We start from the raw sequence: 19,557 nt of genomic DNA, 5'->3' as shown, positions 1-19,557 counted from the left end.
ACCACGGATCAATAGTCTTCGGTTCTTAGCGCTGGCCGACTGCCGGGCGGTTCCATCAATACGTCGCCGATTTCTTCGGAGAGTGTCAAAAACAAGCTCATTTCATTCGATTCATCGGGGGCTGGCTGTCAACGTTACCGGGCGTACCGGCACTACGAATTAGTTTCGCAAAGCCACTGGGTGAAGCAACGGTGAGCGCCTGATTGGGTGCCTTGCCCGTTACGGCCACCACATGAGGGCACTAGCCGAGACTAGTTCCGGCCAACGACCGTAATTCGTATCCACCGCAAATAAAGCAGCTAAAGTCGGCGCGTCTTTAATGTCGGAAATAGAAACTGGAACGAACAGGTTTTTCTGAAGACCAATTCGCAGGAACTGCCGTCCAATCCGGCCAAAGCCATGTAAGGCAATACGTGTCATCAGGTAGGTTGTTTTGTGTAGTTAGTTGATTCACAGTGATAATACTTCCGTTACTGGGGAGAGTAGCACTGTTTATCGTTTACTGATCTGGGTAGGCAGTTTCTGAGACGCTTCGATAATAAAGGTGGCGACCTCTTTAGGATGGGACAGGATCGATACGTGCCCGCTGTTGAGTTCGAGCGTTGTCGCTTTTATGCGTTTGGCCTGATCCCGTTGCAGAACCGGACTTACCATCCTGTCTTGTTTGTCGATGATCACCCAGGATGGCTTGGTTTTCCAGGCCGCTCTGGTCACTTTATCGCTTAAGGCTTTTTTTGCCCACGGCCCCTGGGTGGCAAACACGTTTAACCGGTCAACCTGTGACAAATCCGGGACAAAATCCTCGTTCATTCCTTTTTCACTCAGGTACAAAAAGCCCGAAGCGTCTTCCTGCGTTTCAGCACCGCCGGGCGAATCCGGATACCCTTTTACCACGTCGACCACTGCCTGACCATCGTTGGGTATCAGCGCCGATATGTAGAGAAGGCCCTCTACTTTAGGATCATTACCGGCCTGCGTGATAACCATGCCCGCCCACGAATGGCCGACCAGCAATACAGGACCTTTCATGCGGGCGATGGCCCGCTGGGTGGCCGCGACGTCGTCTCCCAACGACGTCAGGGGGAGGTGTACCGCCACCACGTTGAGGCCTTTCGCATGCAGTTGAGGAATTACTTTATTATAGCTGAAACCGTCGGCATAGGCTCCATGAACCAAAACGACATTTTTTAAACCCCTAGACTTGACCTGGCCCTGGGCCGATTCGATGGAGAGAAAAGCAAAAAACAAACCCGTCAGAGCGCCCAGCGCAAGTTGATTGAGACGTAACATGATTGTGATAGATTTTGGTGAAAATGATAAGGTGATGGAATCGCCTGGCTTAGTTTCGCTCAGGGACAATGAAAGTGATGGATTTAGCAGCAATAATTTTGTGGGTGGGGTCAGCCAGCTCAATCAGCAGCTTGTGTTGACCCGCCGGAAAACCATTCAGTGTGATTGGTTCGTTACTTGCGTCAAGCCAGTGCCAGGGAGCATCATCAACGGTTACGTGCAGATGACCAATGCGCGGAGAAACATCCAGGGCCGCCGGACCATAGACGGGCACGATGTGCAGATTCTCTGTACGGTACTGGACAACGACCCGACCCAGGGCCAACGGCTCGGGTAATGGGTCATCGACCACCAGTTTGGCGGGTGGTTCTGATGCCAGTGGGACGACGGCCGCAGCGCCCCGAATGGCCCGTGCCGATTGTTGATCGGCCGGTGATGAGGCCGATTGTGCCTGCGTTGAATCGGTGACAGAAAGTGCCATAAGGATAGACACGAGCGCGTTGAGCGCCAGTGGATTTAAGTAGAATATGAAGCAAAGAAGTTTAGGGGAAGTGGAAAATGAAGGCCAGGCAGAAGCCTGATTTTCAATGGGATGGATGTTCAAATGCCGTTTCTGTGCCCGGTGCCAGAATGGTTAAGCGCTGGTCGATACCAAGGACCTGATAGGCGCGTTGCAGGTCTTTCTTGTTTTGCGTGTAATGCTTCCAGCCCTCGTAATGCAACGGAATTATGGTGGCATTCGGGAAAGCCAGGGCGGTATCCAGGCCGTCGTTCGTTCCCATCGTTACGTTGAATGGATCCCTGGTTTGAGCCGCTCCGGCGAAGATAAAAACATAAGCCGGGTTGTAGCGGTCAGCCACTTCGGCAATGCCTTCGTAATACACCGTGTCGCCGGTCAGGTAGATGTCGGCCTCCTGCTCCCCTTTGATCGACAACAGAAACCCCGTGACGTCTCCCTGTATTTTCTCCGTTCCGGCAGGGCTATGTCTGGCTGGCGTGGCGGTAATATCAAGAATCGTTCCGTCGGGCGTCACTAGGGTATCGCTTTGCCAGGTGTGATTCGACAAGCCCCACTGTTGTGAGGTTCTCGCCAAATAAACCGGGTGTCCAGTCATCCAGACTAATTTCGTTTCGCCAGTACCTATAATGAGTGGTATCATAGGTATACACAGCTTTATCAGGACCACCATGTACGCTGAAGTCAGCCTGTCGATCCCCCTGGAGATTGTGCAACTCGATGGATACTGGCCCTGGCACAGGCTCTTTGAAGATACCGGTCAGGATAGACCGTTCGCCCCACTGCACGAGGCAAACCAACATTAATCGAATGAATACGCATAAAAGTTGTGACAAGTTAAACGCTAGGCCATAGTTGGGACTTATAACAAAACGGTTAGACGCCTTCAACAAGAACGTAGGCTTCCTAAAAGCGTGCCAAAGCACAAAAAGGAGCTTAGCGGGGAGAAAAACCAGGTAAATGCCTCTTTAAATGCTTAGCAACCGTCATGACTTTTAGTAGGTCAACGTCATAAGGCTCTATCGGTTTGGAGACTCCAACGCTTAACTCCATCATAGTGGATGGGTGCTTAGATAGGGAAGAGTCAGAAATTAGCCAAAGTGCTCGATATGGGGAATGAAGGGGCCATTCAACGTTGTACTGAAGAGGAGTTAATGATTATGACGCTCAGTAAGCAACTTACTATTATAGGCCAGGCGGGATACATAAAACCATAAATTAATGTCAAGCCATCGGGTCGTCTGGTCAACGCCGTTCAGATGATCCGTTACTAAACACATAAATCAAGGGGAAACATGCAATCAACTGTTTATACATCGTTTGGGATTGCATTGGCTACCTTACTGGTGGTCTTTAGTTGGGTTGGTAGCCATACCGTAGTACCCGGAGCGAATCGCCAGCGTCTGGAGTGCCAGCAAAGTAGACCAGAACATCAGGACGGTGTATTTTAGAAGGACTAACACCGTTCCTGGTTATTCTAAATTTCAGCTAGACTTGAGTAGTCCTACCTCAGAAAACGGGTGGTACCACAAATATATACACCTTCAAATTCCTGAATCCTTATAACACGGGTATTTGGAGGCAGCTCACATGAATGTGAGCTGCCTCCGTTGTTCCGGGAACAACTTATTTTAGGAAGATACACAGGCTATTTTCCTGAAACTGTTGGGCGGTTTTTCTGAACGGTAGCCAGCCAGGAGGGAAGTGGCTGAAATCGGCCTGTTTACGGTCAATTAACACGCTTTGAGCAACTAAACAGTTAAAAGGCGAAAGATATCCAGTGATGAATGCTGCCGCTACTCGGCAATAGCCAATCCTGCACTTACGCTAAGTCAGCTCGGTTAGGTACCCGGGTAAACTCGATTCAACGCTGATACCTTGGGGTTCAATTTCGGTAATTGGTTTTGTAGAATACCTCTACCAACGCCATAATTGTATTATTCTCTATTTTCTCGACTATGGGTATATACGGATCGCTTATAAACGGAAGCTCTTGCTTGAGATGGTCTAACTCGTGGGCCGATAACGTTTTGTAACCCATCGACCAATCTGAAAAAGATCGTTGTTCAATTGGATCACTATATAACTTAATCACTTGTGTATGCTGGGGATCCCGACGAATAACTTCGTATAGGGATTTCACCCGCTCTTCAGGTCCTTCCAGCACCTGAATAATGCTGCCGTTGAAATAGAGTAAGATACCGGTAATACCTAACGCACGGTTGTTTTTCTGACTATGAAAGAGGATACGATTTAAGTCTTCATCGGAAAAGATACCTTTAGACGAACTCAGGTAAACAATACAGTAGTCCATGTTCATATTTCGTATACGAATAAAATGTATAATAGCACTTGGGCTAATAATCAGCTTCTTATTCTTCGCTAACTTCTTCAAGAGATAAGTAACGGACAATATCTGTATTGTTACCGATATAAACAAGAAGTAACATGAGGGACATTCTCTTCTTTATTCCGTCATTCATACTCGTTCACCCCATTCACGAACCGCCTAAGTTGAATCTATGGCGTTAACGTTGCTTGATCAGGAGTTGTCGAGCCTTTATTACGTCGTTGTTGAGGGCCATCGCCGTCAGCAGCCCGTTACTGTTTTCTAAAACGGGGAAGGAAAACGATGGCGATTCATAGATTTCCTGCACGGTAATCTTGTTGAGCGTCAGGGGGCGATTTTGTCGGTGCAGATATACGTAACTGATCCCTTCGTTACTGAATCTAGTCTTACCCAGGCAGGCGGAGTTAGAGAAATTAATTCATGAAATGGACCAGCTCGATGAGTTCAGACAAAAGGATTCCAGTCAGCATTTCGCTTATTTTATTAAGCATACACGTCGGTTAAATCAGTTAAATCGGAACGCTCGAGTTCGGCTCGATTTGGCCTCGGCCGCTTCCAGCTAACTCAACGGATCCGAACGCCTTCTGACCCTTGCCCTGCTGCTTCCCAAGTAGTAAAACCATCACAAATCGGGCGTTTCCGTACTTTTGTTTGCTTAACTTTAGGGCTAGGGGAGTTTTACATGATAGCGGAGGCAAAGAGTTGACAAACGATTTAGTGACAACCAGCGAGTTATTCGAATTACTGGCCAAAGCTACGAGTGATGCGGTTTGGCATTGGGATTTGAATACGAACACAATCTGGTGGAATGAGGGCCTTAAGACCTTATTTGGCCACGACATACAGGATAATACAAGTGGACCAGAGTTCTGGTATACCTTCATTCACCCCGACGATAAGAAACAGGTCGTCGACGATATTCATAAGCTCATTGATGAGGGGGGTCTAAATTGGGCAGCTGAATATCGGTTTCTTCGTGCCGATGGGACTATGGCTACTGTTTTAGATCGGGGATACGTTGTGCATCGTGAAGGCCGTGCCGTGCGAATGGTAGGCGCTATGCAGGATATAACCGAGCGAGTCGCCCTGCAGCAGCAACAGAACGAAAGCGAAGAGCGACTTCGTTTCGCGCTGGAGTCGGCGCAAATGGGTACCTGGTCATTCGATCCTGCCCGTAACCTGGCCAGTTGGGACGAGCGTTGTGAACGATTACTAGGCTGGGTTAAGGGCAACGTCAGTTATACCGATTCACTGAAAAATATCCATCCTGATGATAGAGGGCGGGTCGATAGAGAAGTACAGTGGGCGCTAAATCCCTTATCTGGGGGCAGATACGATACTACTTTCCGGACAATTAATAGCCAGAACGGTACGCTACACTGGGTACGGTTTATTGGTCAAACTCATTTTACCGAAACGGGAGATGTCCAGCGATTTTCGGGAGTAGCACAGGAGATAACAACCCAGGTACGCGCTCAGGAGCAGGCTGCGTTGATGGAACAACAGGCCCGAATAGCTATTGAAAGCTCTGGTTCCGGCTCTTTTTCGATCGACGTCGAGACGGATCAGATGCTCTATTCGCCTTCGCTCGCCCGCATATTTACGGGGGAAGAACAAGGTCTTATATCCCGAAGCACATTCATTGATCACCTTCATCCCGACGATCGCTCCATCCGCGATCAGGCGTACGAAACGGCGAAGCAGACCAATACTGTAAATTACGAAGCCCGTTTTATCTGGAAGGACAACTCCATACACTGGGTCAAAGTAATTGGGCAGTACCTCTTCAACTCAGCCGGTGAACCCGTATCGCTTTCGGGTATTGCGCTGGACATTACCGAACAAAAAGAACAAAAAAAGGCACTTCTTGAGGCTGAACAACGCTTTTCTGTTGCCTTTAACAATGCGTCGGTAGGCATGACGTTTACCGACGATACCGGTAAATTTACCGTAGCGAACAATGCATTCATACAACTACTGGGTTATCCGGCCCCGGAACTGTATACCTTTAACTTTCTGGATTTAACGCATCCCGATGACCGGGAAGAGAATCGTCGGCTCTTCGGGGAGCTTATGCGTGGTGAACGGAATTTCATCAGTCTGGTCAAGCGGTACATTCATAAAGATACCTCCGAACGATGGGTGCAGGTGAATGTTAACCGGATCGCTGAAGCCCGCGACGATACCCATGGTCTGCTGGTTATTGCCAACGACATCAGTGCCGAAATGGCTACGCGCCAGGCACTTTCTGATAGTGAAGCGCTGTTTCGAAACATCACCGATGCCTCAACGGCAGCGCTCTGGATTACCGACGAACACCTGGCTATTTCGTACGTAAGCCGAAAGTGGATCGACTGGACGGGCGCTCCGCTCGACAATCACCTGGGTAACGGATGGCTAATGTATGTAGTGGAAACCGACCGGCAACGCGCATCCGAAGAGCTGCTGGCCGACTTTACGGCACGTCGGTATCATGAAAGCCAGTTCAGGGTAACGCACGTAGACGGTACTGTTCGATGGGTTGTTTGTACGGGCACGCCACAATACAACGCCAGCGGGACATTTACCGGGTATATTGGCGCCATTCTGGATATTAGCGACCGGGTTGAAGCCGAAGGCAGGCTCCGGGCCAGTGAAGAGCGTTTCCGGCGAATGATTAACCAGGCTCCCGTGGCTATTGGGATTCTGAATGAGCGAAATATGGTCATTGAAACGGCGAACCTACCCATGTTAGAGATATGGGGAAAAGATGTGTCGATCATTGGCCTGCCCTTACTTGACGCGCTCCCTGAAATTAAAGAGCAGGAATTTCCCCAGTTGTTACTGGAGGTTTTTAATTCAGGTAATGCCCACTACGGCTATGAGACTCCCGCCTGGCTACATCGCAAAGGAAAACTGGAAGAAGCCTATTTCAACTTTGTCTATGCGCCGGTACAGGATCTTACAGATGCTACGGCGAGTATCATCGTTATTGCTACCGAAGTAACCCAACAGGTAAAGGCAAAAAAAGCATTACAGGAAAGTGAGCAACGGTTTCGCAACCTGATCGAAGAGTCGCCCGTGGCTATGAATTTATTCGTTGGCCCGAACCTGGTCATTGAAATGCCCAACGAGCCCATGCTCAAGTTCTGGGGCAAAGGCAATACCGTTCTCAACAAACCCCTTCTCGAAGCCCTGCCTGAACTGGAGGGACAGCCTTTTCTGGACATTCTGAATACCGTTTATGTGAGTGGTGTTCAGTATTCGGCTCAGGAAGCGGCCGCCGATATTATGGTGGATGGCAAGCTGGAACGCTATTATTTTAACTTTACCTACAAACCCCTGCGTGATGCCGATGGCCAGGTGTATGCCATCATGAGCATGGCTATCGAGGTGACCGAACAGGTGATAACGCGCCGTGCCATCGAAGAAAGCGAGTTGCGCTTCCGTACACTCATGGAAGCTATTGCGCAGATGACCTGGACCAACACGCCCGATGGGGAAATGAATTTTTTCAATCAGCGCTGGTATGATTATACCGGACTGGATGCCGCGCAGGCGAAATCCATTAATTGGGAGGATGTTGTGCATCCCAACGATCTGGCGTATACATTGGAAGCCTACAAGAAAGCCCTCGCTGACGGAACGAATTTTGTTGTGGAAAACCGGTATCGAAGAGGTTCGGATGGAATGTACCGCTGGCATCTAAACCGAGCTATTCCGATTTGGGATGAGAACGGGGATATTACGATCTGGGTAGGAACGGCGACCGATATTCATGAGCAGAAAGAACTGGCAGCCAATCTGGAAGAGCAGGTGCAGATACGTACTAAAGAGCTGGAAGCTTCCAATTATGACCTCCGTCGTTCCAATGATAACCTGGAAAAGTTCGCCTACATTGCCAGCCATGATTTGCAGGAGCCGCTTCGGAAAATTCAATCGTTTGGCGACATTCTAAAAAGCCAGTATGGTAGCCAATTAGGCGATGGAGCTAACCACCTAAAGCGAATGCAGGTGGCTGCCGAGCGAATGTCTTTATTGATCAAAGATTTACTTTCTTTTTCCCGGATTTCTACCCGACAGGAAAGAACGACTCCCGTGCGACTAAACGTACTGGTGGCCGAAGTATTGGATGATCTGGAAGTGGCCATTCAGCAGGCCGGTGCTAAAATTCTGGTCGATGAACTACCCACTATTCGGGGCGATGCGTCGCAACTGCGGCAATTGTTTCAGAACCTGTTGAGCAATGCGCTGAAGTTTCGCAAGATGGGTGTCATACCACACATTCATGTTCAGAATAAGCGTGTTCTGCCCAGTCAATTACCCGCATCGGTTAAGCCAGCCCGCGAGGCTGCCGCGTATCACTGTATACAGGTGATCGACAACGGCATTGGGTTTGATGAGAAATACATTGACCGGATCTTTCAGGTGTTCCAGCGGTTGCACGGCCGCAGTGAGTATGCCGGTACGGGTATCGGCCTCGCCATTTGTGAGAAAGTAGTGGCCAATCACGGTGGAGCCATCACGGCCGTCAGCCAACTGGGCGAAGGCGCTGCCTTTCTGATCTATTTGCCCATTAACGGGTAAAGGGCTTTTACTCATTGAACTGGTCTCACGACAGGCTGTTCTAAACGCCTACAAACCATTGGACTAGTTCTAAATTAGCGGGCATAAGGCAAGTGAAGAAACTTTGAACGTCATTCGGCGTTAATGGGTTGAAAGGCAATTCGTATGAAGTCAATTGTTGCATTCTTACTGGCTGGTCTGATCCTGGGAAGCAGTTTGCTGCCTGGTTTCAGTATTGACCAATCGGCTAAGTGGGTCGAGTTGATGCAACACTATGAGCAGCATCGCGTAGCCGATGCTCAGCTGAGTTTTATAGATTTTCTGGCCATGCACTATGGCGCTAATTCAGAACACCAGAAACATCCCAAACACAGCCATCAAAACTTGCCTACGGGTGGTCATACCGTACCTGTCTTTTCTCCCAATGCCGTCCGACTCCATTTCTCATCAACAGTTGGGGCCATCCTAGCCAGCAAAGCGGACTTTTTTCGCAAAGCCGACCTGTACTCGTTCCTGTCGGATTTCTCGCTCATCAACCCACCCCGAACGGTCATCGGTTGATTTGGTAAGCCTCATTGTGCCCATACGGGTGCATGAACCGCCTTCTTTAGACTAATTTCTACTTTCTACAGCGACTAGCTGACACACTCGGTGTTGTTCGCTTTTGTACCATGTAGCCTTCCGGCCAGGTTGGCAAGTGCTGTTCATTTTTTATTCTGCCGTTTTCCCATGTTAAATGCAATTATTCGGTTTTCCATCCGCAATAAGCTGATCATAGGCCTGCTCTCCCTTGCCCTGGTGGGGTGGGGTGGCTGGTCGGTCACCCAATTGCCGATTGACGCCGTTCCGGATATTACCAATAATCAGGTGCAGGTGATTACAAGCAGCCCGTCGTTGGCTGCCGAGGACATCGAACGCCTGATCACATTTCCCATCGAAGTCAGCTTATCCAACATTCCCGACATTACTGAACTTCGTTCCTTTTCGCGCTTTGGCCTGTCTATCGTGACGGTGGTTTTTACCGATGCGACCGATGTATACTGGGCCCGGCAACAGATTGCCGAGCGGCTTCAGAACGTGGCGGGCCAGATTCCGCCCGGTGTGGGCACACCCGTAATGGCTCCGGTTACAACGGGACTGGGTGAAATTTTTCAATACACGGTTACGCCCAAAAAAGGGTACGAATCCAAATATTCCCTCACCGACCTGCGAACCATTCAGGACTGGACGATTCGGCGGGGGCTGCTGGGTACGCCCGGTGTGGCCGATGTGAGTGGATTTGGGGGCCTGTTGAAGCAGTACGAAATTGCAGTTGATCCCGACCGGCTCAAGAGTATGGGCATCACCATCACCGATATTTTTACGGCCCTGCAGCAGAACAACCAAAACACGGGCGGGGCGTACATCGATAAAAAACCAAACGCCTACTTTATCCGGTCCGAAGGACTCATTACGTCGCCGGCCGATATTGGCGACATCGTGATCCGGCTCAGTACGCAAGCCTTACCAGTGCGCGTTCGGGATGTGGCCACGGTGCAGATCGGGTCGGCCGTTCGGTATGGGGCCGTTACCCGCAACGGAACGGGCGAAACCGTTGGGGCGGTGGTGATGATGATCAAAGGCGAAAACTCATCGGCAGTGATCAAACGGGTGAAAACCAAAATCGCTGAAATTCAGAAAACACTGCCCGAGGGCGTTCAGATCGTACCGTTTCTGGACCGAACAAAAATGGTTGACAGCGCCATCGGCACCGTTGAGCGAAACCTGCTGGAAGGAGCGACTATCGTGATTTTTGTACTGGTGTTACTACTGGGTAATTTTCGGGCTGGTTTTGTCGTAGCTTCCGTTATTCCTCTGGCGCTGCTGTTCGCCATTGCCATGATGAACCTGTTCGGCGTATCGGGTAACCTGATGAGTCTGGGCGCTATCGACTTCGGTCTGATCGTGGACGGGGCCGTTATCATTGTGGAAGCCACGCTCCACCACATTACGCTCCGCAACAAGGACAAAACCCTGACACAGGACGAAATGGACGAAGAGGTGTTTCTGTCGGCTGCCCGGATTCGCTCGTCGGCGGCCTTTGGCGAGATCATCATCCTGATTGTTTATTTACCCATTCTGGCCCTGTCGGGCATCGAGGGAAAAATGTTTCGGCCTATGGCCCTGACGGTGGCCTTCGCTATTCTGGGGGCGTTTATCCTGTCGCTGACGTATGTCCCCATGATTTCGGCGCTGATGCTGAATAAAAAGATCGTTCATAAAGAAACGTTTTCGGACAAGATCATGGGCCGGATCTACCGGTTTTACGAACCCGTTTTGCTGCGTGCCTTGAAACATAGGCTGCTCATTCTAGTGGGTGCCGTATCGTTGCTGGTGGTTACCATTTTTCTCTTCAGCCGAATGGGCGGTGAATTTATTCCGCAACTGGACGAAGGGGATTTTGCCGTCGATACGCGCACACTTACCGGGAGTTCACTCTCCGAAACCGTGGATGCGACCTTAAAAGCCGAGCGAGTGCTGCTCAAGCAATTTCCGGAGGTGGAGCAGGTGGTCGCTAAAATCGGCTCCGGTGAAATACCTACCGACCCGATGCCCATTGAAGCGGCCGATCAGATGGTTATTCTGAAGCCCAGAAGTGAATGGACGTCGGCCAAAACCCGCGATGAACTGGCTACCAAGATGGCCGAAGCCCTGTCGGTTATTCCGGGCGTTACGTTTGGCTTTCAACAGCCGGTTCAGATGCGATTCAACGAATTGATGACGGGTGCCCGGCAGGATGTGGCCCTCAAGATTTACGGCGAAGACCTTAAGGAACTGACCAGGCTCGCAACTAATGTGGGCCGTATTATCCGAACGATCAATGGGGCGCAGGATCTGTACATCGAGCAGGTGGGTGGCTTGTCGCAGATTCTGGTCAAGCTCGACCGAGCGCAGATTGCCAAGTTTGGCCTCAACGTGTCGGAGGTGAACCGGGTGATCAACACTGCCTTTGCCGGTCAGTCGGCGGGTCTTGTCTTCGAAGGCGAAAAGCGATTCGATCTGGTTGTGCGGTTAGCCGCCGATAAGCGGCAGAGCCTGGACGATATTCGCAATACCTACATTGCCACCTCAGGCGGTCAGATTCCGCTCAGTCAAGTCGCTACGGTGACGATGGAGCAGGCCCCTAACCAGATTCAGCGCGACAACACCCATCGACGGATTACCCTGGGTTTCAACGTCCGGGGGCGCGATGTGGAAAGTATCGTGGCTGAACTTCAGCAGAAAGTTGGTCGGCAAATCAAATACCCACCGGGCTATTACATCACCTACGGCGGTCAGTTCCAGAACCTTGTGGATGCCAAAAAGCGATTGACCATTGCCGTTCCCATTGCCCTGGGGCTCATTTTTGCCTTGTTGTTTTTTACGTTCGGCTCCGTCCGGCAGAGTCTGCTCATTTTTATGGCCATTCCTATGGCCGCCATTGGTGGCGTTTTCGCCCTGTTGCTACGGGATATGCCCTTTAGTATATCGGCGGGCGTTGGCTTCATCGCCTTATTCGGCGTGTCTGTCCTAAATGGAATTGTGCTGATTGCCGAATTCAACCGGCTCCGGCACGAGGAAGGGCTAACGGATATGACCGAAATTATCCGGCAGGGGGCCGAGGTTCGGTTGCGTCCCGTGATCATGACGGCCCTGGTAGCTTCCTTCGGCTTCATTCCGATGGCCATTTCCAATTCGGCGGGGGCAGAAGTGCAAAAACCGCTGGCCACCGTCGTAATTGGTGGGCTGCTCACGGCTACCTTGCTCACCCTCATCGTCTTACCCATATTGTATTCGCTGATGGAAAAGAAATCGTTGGAAAAAGAAGCGAAAGCGGCCACGAAAAAGCCGGCTACCGTAGCCACGATGTTGCTGTTGGCGCTCCTGTCGACGGGCTACCGGGCGCAAAGTCAAAGTGTGCAGATGCAAACGATCACCCTGGAGCAGGCATTGCAGCAGGCGGGTAGCCGAAATACACAGGTACAGATTGCAGGACTGGGCGTGAGTCAGCAGCAGGCTCTTCGCCGAACGGCCTACGATGCGGGCCGGTTATCGGCAACGCTGATGCTTGGTCAATACAATACCCGCCGATTCGACAATAACCTGACGGTTACGCAAACGATTCCAAATCCTGCGCTGATGCGCCGGTTAGCCGAACTGAACGATCAGACCGTTGCCAGCCGGGAAGCGGGCGTGCTCGTTACCCGCAACGACATTCAGTACCAGGTCAAATCGACGTATTACGAACTGAACTACCTGTATCAGAAGAGTCGTTTGTTTCGGCAACAGGACACCTTGCTGAGTGAATTCGTACAGGCGGCCAACCTTCGGTTTCGCACGGGCGAAACGGGGAGCCTGGAGAAAGCCACCGCCGAAAGCCAACGGGCCGACCAGCAGGTTCGGCTGGCGCAGAACGAGGCCAATCGGGTAGGGGCTCGAACGCGATTGCAGACATTACTGTATAGTTCGTCCGCTGTTGATATTGTGGATCAGCCACTGGCCAAACTGTCGCTCCAGATGCCGACCGATACCGCTAGTCTGAGGCAAAACCCATTGCTGCGGCAGTTGACCCAGCAAATCAGGGTGGCTCAACAAAGCCGGTTGGTGGAACAGGCGCGGCTAAAACCTGACTTTCTGGTGGGGGTATTTACGCAAACACTCGTTGGTAGTCAATTGATTGACGGCCAGGAATTATACTTTGGGCCGGGCCATCGTTTTCAGGGTGGGCAGGTTGGTATTTCGCTGCCTCTGCTGGGACAGGCCCAGAAAGCACGCATCAATGCAGCCCGCATTGGGGAGCAAATCGCCCAGACGGAGTTGCAGCAACAGCAGTTTGCCCTGAGCCAGCAAATGACGCAGGCGGTACAGCAATACGAGCAGTACCGGGATGCGCTGACGTATTATGAGCAGAACGGCTTGACACAGGCGGGCCTGATCCAGACCAATGCCCGCCGGGCGTTCAGCAGTGGCGACATTGGCTATGTCGAGTTTTCGCTGGCTCTCCAGCAGGCGCTCACAATCCGGTCAAACTACCTTGATCTGCTGAATCAGTACAACCAATCGGTTCTTTACATTAATTATTTACTGGGTAATCCATAGGCCCATTGCTATTCTCCTGCACTCGTATGAATTCTTCAATAAATTTAACTCAGTTATTCCGCCTGTTTGTCTTGTTCATCAGCGTTTTTATTGGGACGATGGCCTGCCAGTCCGGAGGAACGTCGGAGGAAGGGCAGACCAAAACAGACGAGAAGTCGCCAGCCGCTAAAGCCGATTCGGGCGGGGCAACGGCACCCTCGGGCCCGGTTGTCGTTTCGCTGACGCAGGCTCAATATGATATGGCTGCCATTGCGCTGGGCCAACCGACGCTTCGGCCTCTTAGTACCACCTTAAAAGTAAATGGGGCTATCGACGTGCCCGCTCAAAACATGGTGTCGGTGTCGGTGCCGGTTGGCGGATATATCCGCCAGATTCAGCTTGAACCGGGCATGCGCATCCGGAAAGGCCAAACGCTGGTTGTCCTCGAAAACCCTGAGTATATTCAATTGCAACAGGATTATCTGGATACCAAAGCCAAACTGGAATTTGCGGACCTGGAGTTTGCCCGCCAGCAGGAACTGAGCCGCGATAATGTCAACGCCCTGAAGGTTTTCCAGCAAATTCGATCCAGTCGGCAAAGTTTACAGGCGCAGCTGGCGGGTATGGGGCAGCGGCTGGCAATTCTGCGGATCAATCCAGCTACCCTGAGCCCCGACCGCATGACCCGAACCATTACCGTGCCAGCGCCCGTGTCGGGCTACGTGACCGACGTACCCGTGAACAATGGCCGTTTTGTGAACCCGGCCGATGTACTGGTGCAGATCACGAATGTTGACCACCCACACGTTCGGCTGAATATATTCGAGAAAGATATCAGCCGCATTCATACCGGGCAGATGGTTCGTTTCGGCATGGGGAGTGATGCCGCCCCCAATCGGCAGGGAACAATCTTTTTGATTGGAAAAGCCATTGCGGCCGATCGGACCATCTCGGTACTCGCTCACCCTGAAGGCACAGGCAGCGATTTTATTCCGGGCGCTTATGTATCAGCACAAGTTGATGTAAAAACACAGCCCCTGCCAGCGTTACCCGAAGCCGCTATCATTGAATATGGTGGCAAGTCATACGTTTATGTACTTGATCGTAAGGATACTAAAGCCGCCGTCTATCATTTTCGGCAGATAGAGATCAAGACCGGGGTGCATGAAAATGGGTATATCGCGGTTACGCTGCCCAACGACATTGACCCCCAAAAGACGCCGATCGTGATTCGTGGTGGGTATGGGCTGCTATCTAAACTGAACAACAGCGAAGAAGAGTAAGGGTACCCCACCTCCGGCTCCTCCACTAAAAAAAGGGGAGGGGGGCGTGAAGTCAGCGGGGCCGCCCGCTTCTCAAAACTGACTACACACAAGGGCAGGAATGCCGACCGCCAGGGAAGCCGCGAACAACGCTAGCTGACTCCGCAATGAACCTGAGATAGATTTGAATAGCTCCTTGAGATGAGGAGCTATTTTTTTTTGATAAGTACTCTGATAACGAATTTATTAAGTCTGTGCATTGGGCGGTTTTGTTAAATAACTGATAATTTTTTCAATAGTCATGCAACCTCTTCCCACCGTTCTCACATCTTCCTGTCAACTAACACAAAGAATACAACCTGAAGAAAACGCAACATCAATTTTCCTAAACCCTAATCTTGACTACAGCCATGAAAACGATCAAACACCTCCTCGCTTCGGCTTTATTGTTCGCATCAGTCGCTTCGTTTGCCCAAACGACGACCGTTATTATCAACTCTGATTCGACGGTTTCAACGATTCGCCACCGGAGAACGATGGAGCGGATTACCTCGGATTTTAGCATTTATCTGGGCTTCAATAATTTCGGTGGATCGCTGCCTTCGGGCTATGATTTTCGGCCTATTGGCTCTCGCTTTGTGGCGCTGTCCTGGCAAAAACGCATTCCGCTTTCGGTGAAAGGGGCCACCAAACTCCGGTTGGTTACCGGCCCCGAAGTTGCCTGGAATAACTTCATGTTCGAAGGCAGAAACACGCTGGTCAATCGGAATGGCCAACTGAGCATCGAACAGGCCGACGTTGATCTGCGTAAGTCGAAACTCGTAACGGCTCAACTGAATTTGCCGGTGATGATCAACGTCGCGTTTCGGTCGGGACTAACGTTGGGGGTAGGGGCGTATGCCGGTATCCGGCTGGATAGTTATACCAAAGTGAAGCCAGAAGGTGCATCGGCCGTTCGAACACACGGTTCCTACAACCTGAATCCCGTACGCTGGGGACTTACCACCGAACTGGGTTTCCGGGGTAGCTCGAAACTATTCTTCCGGTACGAACCAACGAGCCCATTCCGCACCGGACAAGGCCCGGACGCCAGCGTATGGGCCGTGGGGGTCAAAATCTAAACCAGTTTTTTATGCTTTTGCTTACTGACTCTGATTTTCGCAATGATGCTTTCGCTGAACGCATCATTGCGTTCGCAAACTGTCGAGGGGTACACTGCCGGTGAACTGTTGCAACTGATTATAAAGAGGTAAGCCGAGCAATCGCCATTCCAGCACACCGGCTGAAGTGTAATGAATATGCCGATCCTGGCCAACCGTTACAACTGAGGTTATGGGTTTCCATAAAATGCCCGATATAAAGCCGGTTAAATAGACTGCACTAGTGATTTGCGTCGAATCGGATTGACTTTTTCGGTGTACCATCAGATCTTGATTCAGTTGGAATGAACCCAAATCAACTAAGCGAGCCTGATACGGTTTTACCCACTCGGCGGAAAAGTTAGGAATCAAAACGGTTGTCGTCGAAAGACCCTTATTAGCTTGTGCGGACTGATTAGTTTCTGGTGATTGGCACATGGATACCGTTAGCAGAAACAGAATGCCGGTGGCGAGTAAACCATACCGTTGTGAGAAAAAGCGGAAGTATCGGTACGAAACGACAAACAGCGTAATGCCTAACCCAATATTTAAGAGCCCCCAGATTGTATAAAGTACTGCCATGAACGATGTGATGTATACGTTGCCGAAAAGTACAAATAAAAAGTATCGTAACGTGCAACGTTTACTTCTTCCTTGTGTCTTTCGTCTGAATTCCCCCTCCAGAAGTTAATCCCGCATTAAAATCCGCTTATCCTTCCGTTCAGACCGCTTGTGTAAGAACAGGTACTTTGTGATGCCCACTACCTACCTTTGCCATGTACTTCTGAAGAGAAGAACACAACCTCCTGAAAAGTCTATCATTATGAAAACTATTTTATCGGCCACACTCTTAAGCCTATTTGCTCTATCATCTGGGTTTGCACAAATCCTGACACGGGGTACCGTAAATGGACAAGTCGGTTCCGCAGCAGGGAAACCGCTTGAGTTTACAACCATGATGCTGCTGAAAGCCAACGATTCTACATTGGTGAAAGGCGCCATCAGTGACGTCGATGGGAAATATGCTTTTGAAAATGTTGGGGCCGGTAACTACTTGATCGCAGCTCAACAGATAGGCTACCGCAAAACGTATAGCGCACCGTTCGCGGTCGACGAGGCCCATCCTACGGTTAGCGTTCCCGCCTTAGCCATGAGTGATGAAACCAAAAGCCTGACCGAGGTAAAGGTTGTTGCCCAGAAACCATTCATCGAGCAACAGGTCGACCGCACTGTAATGAACGTGGAAAACAGCATCGTTGCCAGCGGTAACACCGCGCTGGAAGTGCTGGAGAAGGCGCCCGGCGTCACCATCGACCGGCAGAATGACCAAATTCAACTGAAGGGAAAGGCTGGTGTCATTGTCTATATCGACGGCAAACAGACTTATCTCTCGCAGCAGGAAGTGTCGAACTTACTCAAAAACACGCCCAGCGATAACATTGCCAGTATTGAGATCATCACCAATCCGGGTTCTAAATATGATGCGGCTGGTAATTCGGGGATCATCAATATCAAGATGAAGAAGAACAAGAATTTTGGTACTAATGGCACATTCATCCTCGGCACTGGCTACGGCTGGGTGAACAACCTAGTGGGCGCCCGCGACGATCTGCCAAAATTCAACACCTCGCTAAACCTGAACCACCGCGAAGGCAAAATCAACGCGTTTGGCAACTATAGCTATGTAAACCGGCAGAGCGCCCAGACGAACGAAATTAACCGGGCTATTCCGTACAATGGCAAGACGACCTACTTCGACCAGTATTCGTTCCGGCCGAACCAGTTTGCTGGTCATTCGTATAAAGCTGGCCTGGATTATTTTATCAATACGAAAAGTACGATTGGCGTTTTGTTCAATGGCTTCACCAACGACTGGCGTTCCAATGGCCAGAACAATACGTACATCAGCGATCAGAATCGGCAGCTGACCAGCCGACCCACGACCAAAACCGATGCCCGTGAATTTATGTCGAACGTGACGGGGAATATAAACTACAAGTACGATTTTGACGGAAAAGGGCGTGAATGGACTGTCGATGCCGATTACGTTCACTATGGCGGACAGAACTCGAACAACCTCAGCACGATCTATTACAATCCCGACAATACGCTGAACCGCCCGAGTCAGGATGTGCGCAACAACATGCCATCGGTGATTAACATCCTGGCCTTCAAGACGGATTATGTACATCCCATGAAAAACGGCAGCAAGGTGGAAGCCGGTTTGAAAAGCAGCTTTGTCGATGCCGACAACAATACGATTTATGACACCCTGCAACAGGAAACCCGGCAGTGGTTGCCCGACGCCAGCCGCTCGAATCAGTTCAAGTACAACGAAAATATCAACGCAGCTTACATCAATTACGCGGGTAAAGTGGGTAAGCTGAAAATCCAGACCGGACTGCGGGCTGAACACACCCACTCGACGGGGACGTCGGTTACGCTGAACCAAACGGTTGACCGCAATTACCTGAATCTGTTCCCGACGGTGTTTCTGTCCCGTCAACTCGATACCAACAACGTGTTGAATCTGTCGTACAGCCGCCGGATCGACCGGCCTGATTACCAGAACCTAAATCCATTCGTGTTCTACCTGGACCCCTATACCTACCAAAAAGGAAATCCATTTTTACGGCCCCAGTACACCAACTCAGTTGAATTGACCCACGTGTTCAAGGGCGCTTTTTCGACCACACTTGGTTTCAGCCGGACAACGGATTTTATCAACCAGGAAACCCCCCGGCAAATTGCCGCTCAGAATATCACCTATGTAACGCCCGAAAACTTGGGTCATCTGGACAATTTGAGCCTGAACATGAGTTTCCCGGTGCCCGTAACGAAATGGTGGCGCATGCAGAACAACATCAGCACTTACTACCAGAATTATCAGACCGTTTATTCAGATACCCCTTACCAGGTGAAGCTGGTGGCGTTCAATCTGTACACATCCAACAATTTTACGCTGAGCAAAACAGTATCGGCCGAGGTGTCGGGCTGGTATAATTCGGCCTCTCAATATGGCTTCTATCGGGCACAGCCTATGGGTGCGTTCAGTATCGGGGTTCAGAAGAAACTGATGGATGGAAAAGCCAACCTGAAACTGAATGTCAACGACCCGTTCTGGATGAACCAATTTAGAGGTCGCGCTGCGGTTCAGGACATTGACTTCCGGGTTGGATCGCGTTGGGAGAGCCGCCGGATTATGCTGACGTTCACCTACCGCTTTGGCAATCAAAACGTGAAAAGCGCCCGCCAGCGGAATTCAGCCACATCGGCCGAACAGAATCGGGTGAAATCAGGCAACTAGAAAGATATAAGATGTATGATATAGGCCGTAGGGTGGCGGATGTAGCGTAA

Annotated in this window: 14 protein-coding genes; 6 read left to right on the top strand and 8 right to left on the bottom strand. The window is 50.6% G+C overall.

Annotated elements, in window-relative coordinates; genetic code table 11:
* Positions 1–219: 219 nt before the first annotated feature.
* The 7 genes from ACYVAM_RS03630 to ACYVAM_RS03600 form a co-directional block, all read right to left on the bottom strand.
* A complete protein-coding gene (locus ACYVAM_RS03630) occupies positions 220–420 on the bottom strand; it encodes a glyceraldehyde 3-phosphate dehydrogenase NAD-binding domain-containing protein (protein ID WP_461063996.1) in 201 nt (66 codons plus the stop codon).
* 72 nt (positions 421–492) lie between these two features.
* Entirely contained in the window at positions 493–1,290 is a 798-nt protein-coding gene (locus ACYVAM_RS03625; protein WP_461063994.1) for an alpha/beta hydrolase, read from the bottom strand.
* A gap of 49 nt (positions 1,291–1,339) precedes the next feature.
* Positions 1,340–1,771, bottom strand: coding sequence for a DUF6130 family protein (locus ACYVAM_RS03620; RefSeq protein WP_461063992.1), 432 nt, complete (start codon positions 1,769–1,771; stop codon positions 1,340–1,342).
* A gap of 103 nt (positions 1,772–1,874) precedes the next feature.
* Positions 1,875–2,405 (bottom strand): MBL fold metallo-hydrolase, encoded by a 531-nt coding sequence (locus ACYVAM_RS03615; RefSeq protein ID WP_461063990.1) that lies wholly within the window; start codon positions 2,403–2,405, stop codon positions 1,875–1,877.
* Positions 2,299–2,610, bottom strand: coding sequence for an MOSC domain-containing protein (locus tag ACYVAM_RS03610; protein ID WP_461063988.1), 312 nt, complete (start codon positions 2,608–2,610; stop codon positions 2,299–2,301). Before ACYVAM_RS03610 ends, ACYVAM_RS03615 begins: the two co-directional genes overlap by 107 nt.
* A gap of 1,082 nt (positions 2,611–3,692) precedes the next feature.
* A complete protein-coding gene (locus ACYVAM_RS03605) occupies positions 3,693–4,202 on the bottom strand; it encodes a BLUF domain-containing protein (RefSeq protein WP_461063986.1) in 510 nt (169 codons plus the stop codon).
* A gap of 133 nt (positions 4,203–4,335) precedes the next feature.
* Positions 4,336–4,464, bottom strand: coding sequence for a hypothetical protein (locus ACYVAM_RS03600; RefSeq protein ID WP_461063985.1), 129 nt, complete (start codon positions 4,462–4,464; stop codon positions 4,336–4,338).
* A 395-nt stretch (positions 4,465–4,859) separates the two neighbouring features.
* On the opposite strand from ACYVAM_RS03600, the gene ACYVAM_RS03595 reads away from it, so the two are divergent.
* The 5 genes from ACYVAM_RS03595 (at position 4,860) to ACYVAM_RS03575 (ending at position 16,182) form a co-directional block, all read left to right on the top strand.
* Positions 4,860–8,723, top strand: coding sequence for a PAS domain S-box protein (locus ACYVAM_RS03595; RefSeq protein WP_461063983.1), 3,864 nt, complete (start codon positions 4,860–4,862; stop codon positions 8,721–8,723).
* 144 nt (positions 8,724–8,867) lie between these two features.
* Positions 8,868–9,263: a hypothetical protein gene (locus tag ACYVAM_RS03590; RefSeq protein ID WP_461063981.1), complete on the top strand. Its 396-nt coding sequence runs from the start codon at positions 8,868–8,870 to the stop codon at positions 9,261–9,263.
* A gap of 168 nt (positions 9,264–9,431) precedes the next feature.
* Positions 9,432–13,820: a CusA/CzcA family heavy metal efflux RND transporter gene (locus ACYVAM_RS03585; protein WP_461063979.1), complete on the top strand. Its 4,389-nt coding sequence runs from the start codon at positions 9,432–9,434 to the stop codon at positions 13,818–13,820.
* 26 nt (positions 13,821–13,846) lie between these two features.
* Positions 13,847–15,082, top strand: coding sequence for an efflux RND transporter periplasmic adaptor subunit (locus tag ACYVAM_RS03580; protein ID WP_461063977.1), 1,236 nt, complete (start codon positions 13,847–13,849; stop codon positions 15,080–15,082).
* Positions 15,083–15,471: 389 nt separating this feature from the next.
* On the top strand, positions 15,472–16,182 hold the full coding sequence (locus ACYVAM_RS03575) for an outer membrane beta-barrel protein (RefSeq protein WP_461063975.1): 711 nt from the start codon (positions 15,472–15,474) through the stop codon (positions 16,180–16,182).
* 63 nt (positions 16,183–16,245) lie between these two features.
* On the opposite strand, the gene ACYVAM_RS03570 is transcribed toward ACYVAM_RS03575, so the two are convergent.
* Positions 16,246–16,782 (bottom strand): hypothetical protein, encoded by a 537-nt coding sequence (locus ACYVAM_RS03570; RefSeq protein WP_461063973.1) that lies wholly within the window; start codon positions 16,780–16,782, stop codon positions 16,246–16,248.
* A gap of 241 nt (positions 16,783–17,023) precedes the next feature.
* Here ACYVAM_RS03570 and ACYVAM_RS03565 point away from each other — a divergent pair, with 241 nt between their 5' ends.
* On the top strand, positions 17,024–19,507 hold the full coding sequence (locus ACYVAM_RS03565; RefSeq protein ID WP_461063971.1) for an outer membrane beta-barrel protein: 2,484 nt from the start codon (positions 17,024–17,026) through the stop codon (positions 19,505–19,507).
* The last annotated feature ends 50 nt before the right edge of the window (positions 19,508–19,557 follow it).

The sequence above is a fragment of the Spirosoma horti genome, assembly GCF_054776595.1.
This window is presented reverse-complemented; position numbering and strand designations above follow the sequence as displayed.

What these genes read in the sequence shown, in the direction of transcription:
- ACYVAM_RS03630 (WP_461063996.1), bottom strand. Translation starts at nt 420, where the DNA reads ATGACACGTATTGCCTTACATGGCTTTGGCCGGATTGGACGGCAGTTC.
- ACYVAM_RS03625 (WP_461063994.1), bottom strand. Translation starts at nt 1,290, where the DNA reads ATGTTACGTCTCAATCAACTTGCGCTGGGCGCTCTGACGGGTTTGTTT.
- ACYVAM_RS03620 (WP_461063992.1), bottom strand. Translation starts at nt 1,771, where the DNA reads ATGGCACTTTCTGTCACCGATTCAACGCAGGCACAATCGGCCTCATCA.
- ACYVAM_RS03615 (WP_461063990.1), bottom strand. Translation starts at nt 2,405, where the DNA reads ATGACTGGACACCCGGTTTATTTGGCGAGAACCTCACAACAGTGGGGC.
- ACYVAM_RS03610 (WP_461063988.1), bottom strand. Translation starts at nt 2,610, where the DNA reads ATGTTGGTTTGCCTCGTGCAGTGGGGCGAACGGTCTATCCTGACCGGT.
- ACYVAM_RS03590 (WP_461063981.1), top strand. Translation starts at nt 8,868, where the DNA reads ATGAAGTCAATTGTTGCATTCTTACTGGCTGGTCTGATCCTGGGAAGC.
- ACYVAM_RS03585 (WP_461063979.1), top strand. Translation starts at nt 9,432, where the DNA reads ATGTTAAATGCAATTATTCGGTTTTCCATCCGCAATAAGCTGATCATA.
- ACYVAM_RS03580 (WP_461063977.1), top strand. Translation starts at nt 13,847, where the DNA reads ATGAATTCTTCAATAAATTTAACTCAGTTATTCCGCCTGTTTGTCTTG.
- ACYVAM_RS03575 (WP_461063975.1), top strand. Translation starts at nt 15,472, where the DNA reads ATGAAAACGATCAAACACCTCCTCGCTTCGGCTTTATTGTTCGCATCA.
- ACYVAM_RS03570 (WP_461063973.1), bottom strand. Translation starts at nt 16,782, where the DNA reads ATGGCAGTACTTTATACAATCTGGGGGCTCTTAAATATTGGGTTAGGC.
- ACYVAM_RS03565 (WP_461063971.1), top strand. Translation starts at nt 17,024, where the DNA reads ATGAAAACTATTTTATCGGCCACACTCTTAAGCCTATTTGCTCTATCA.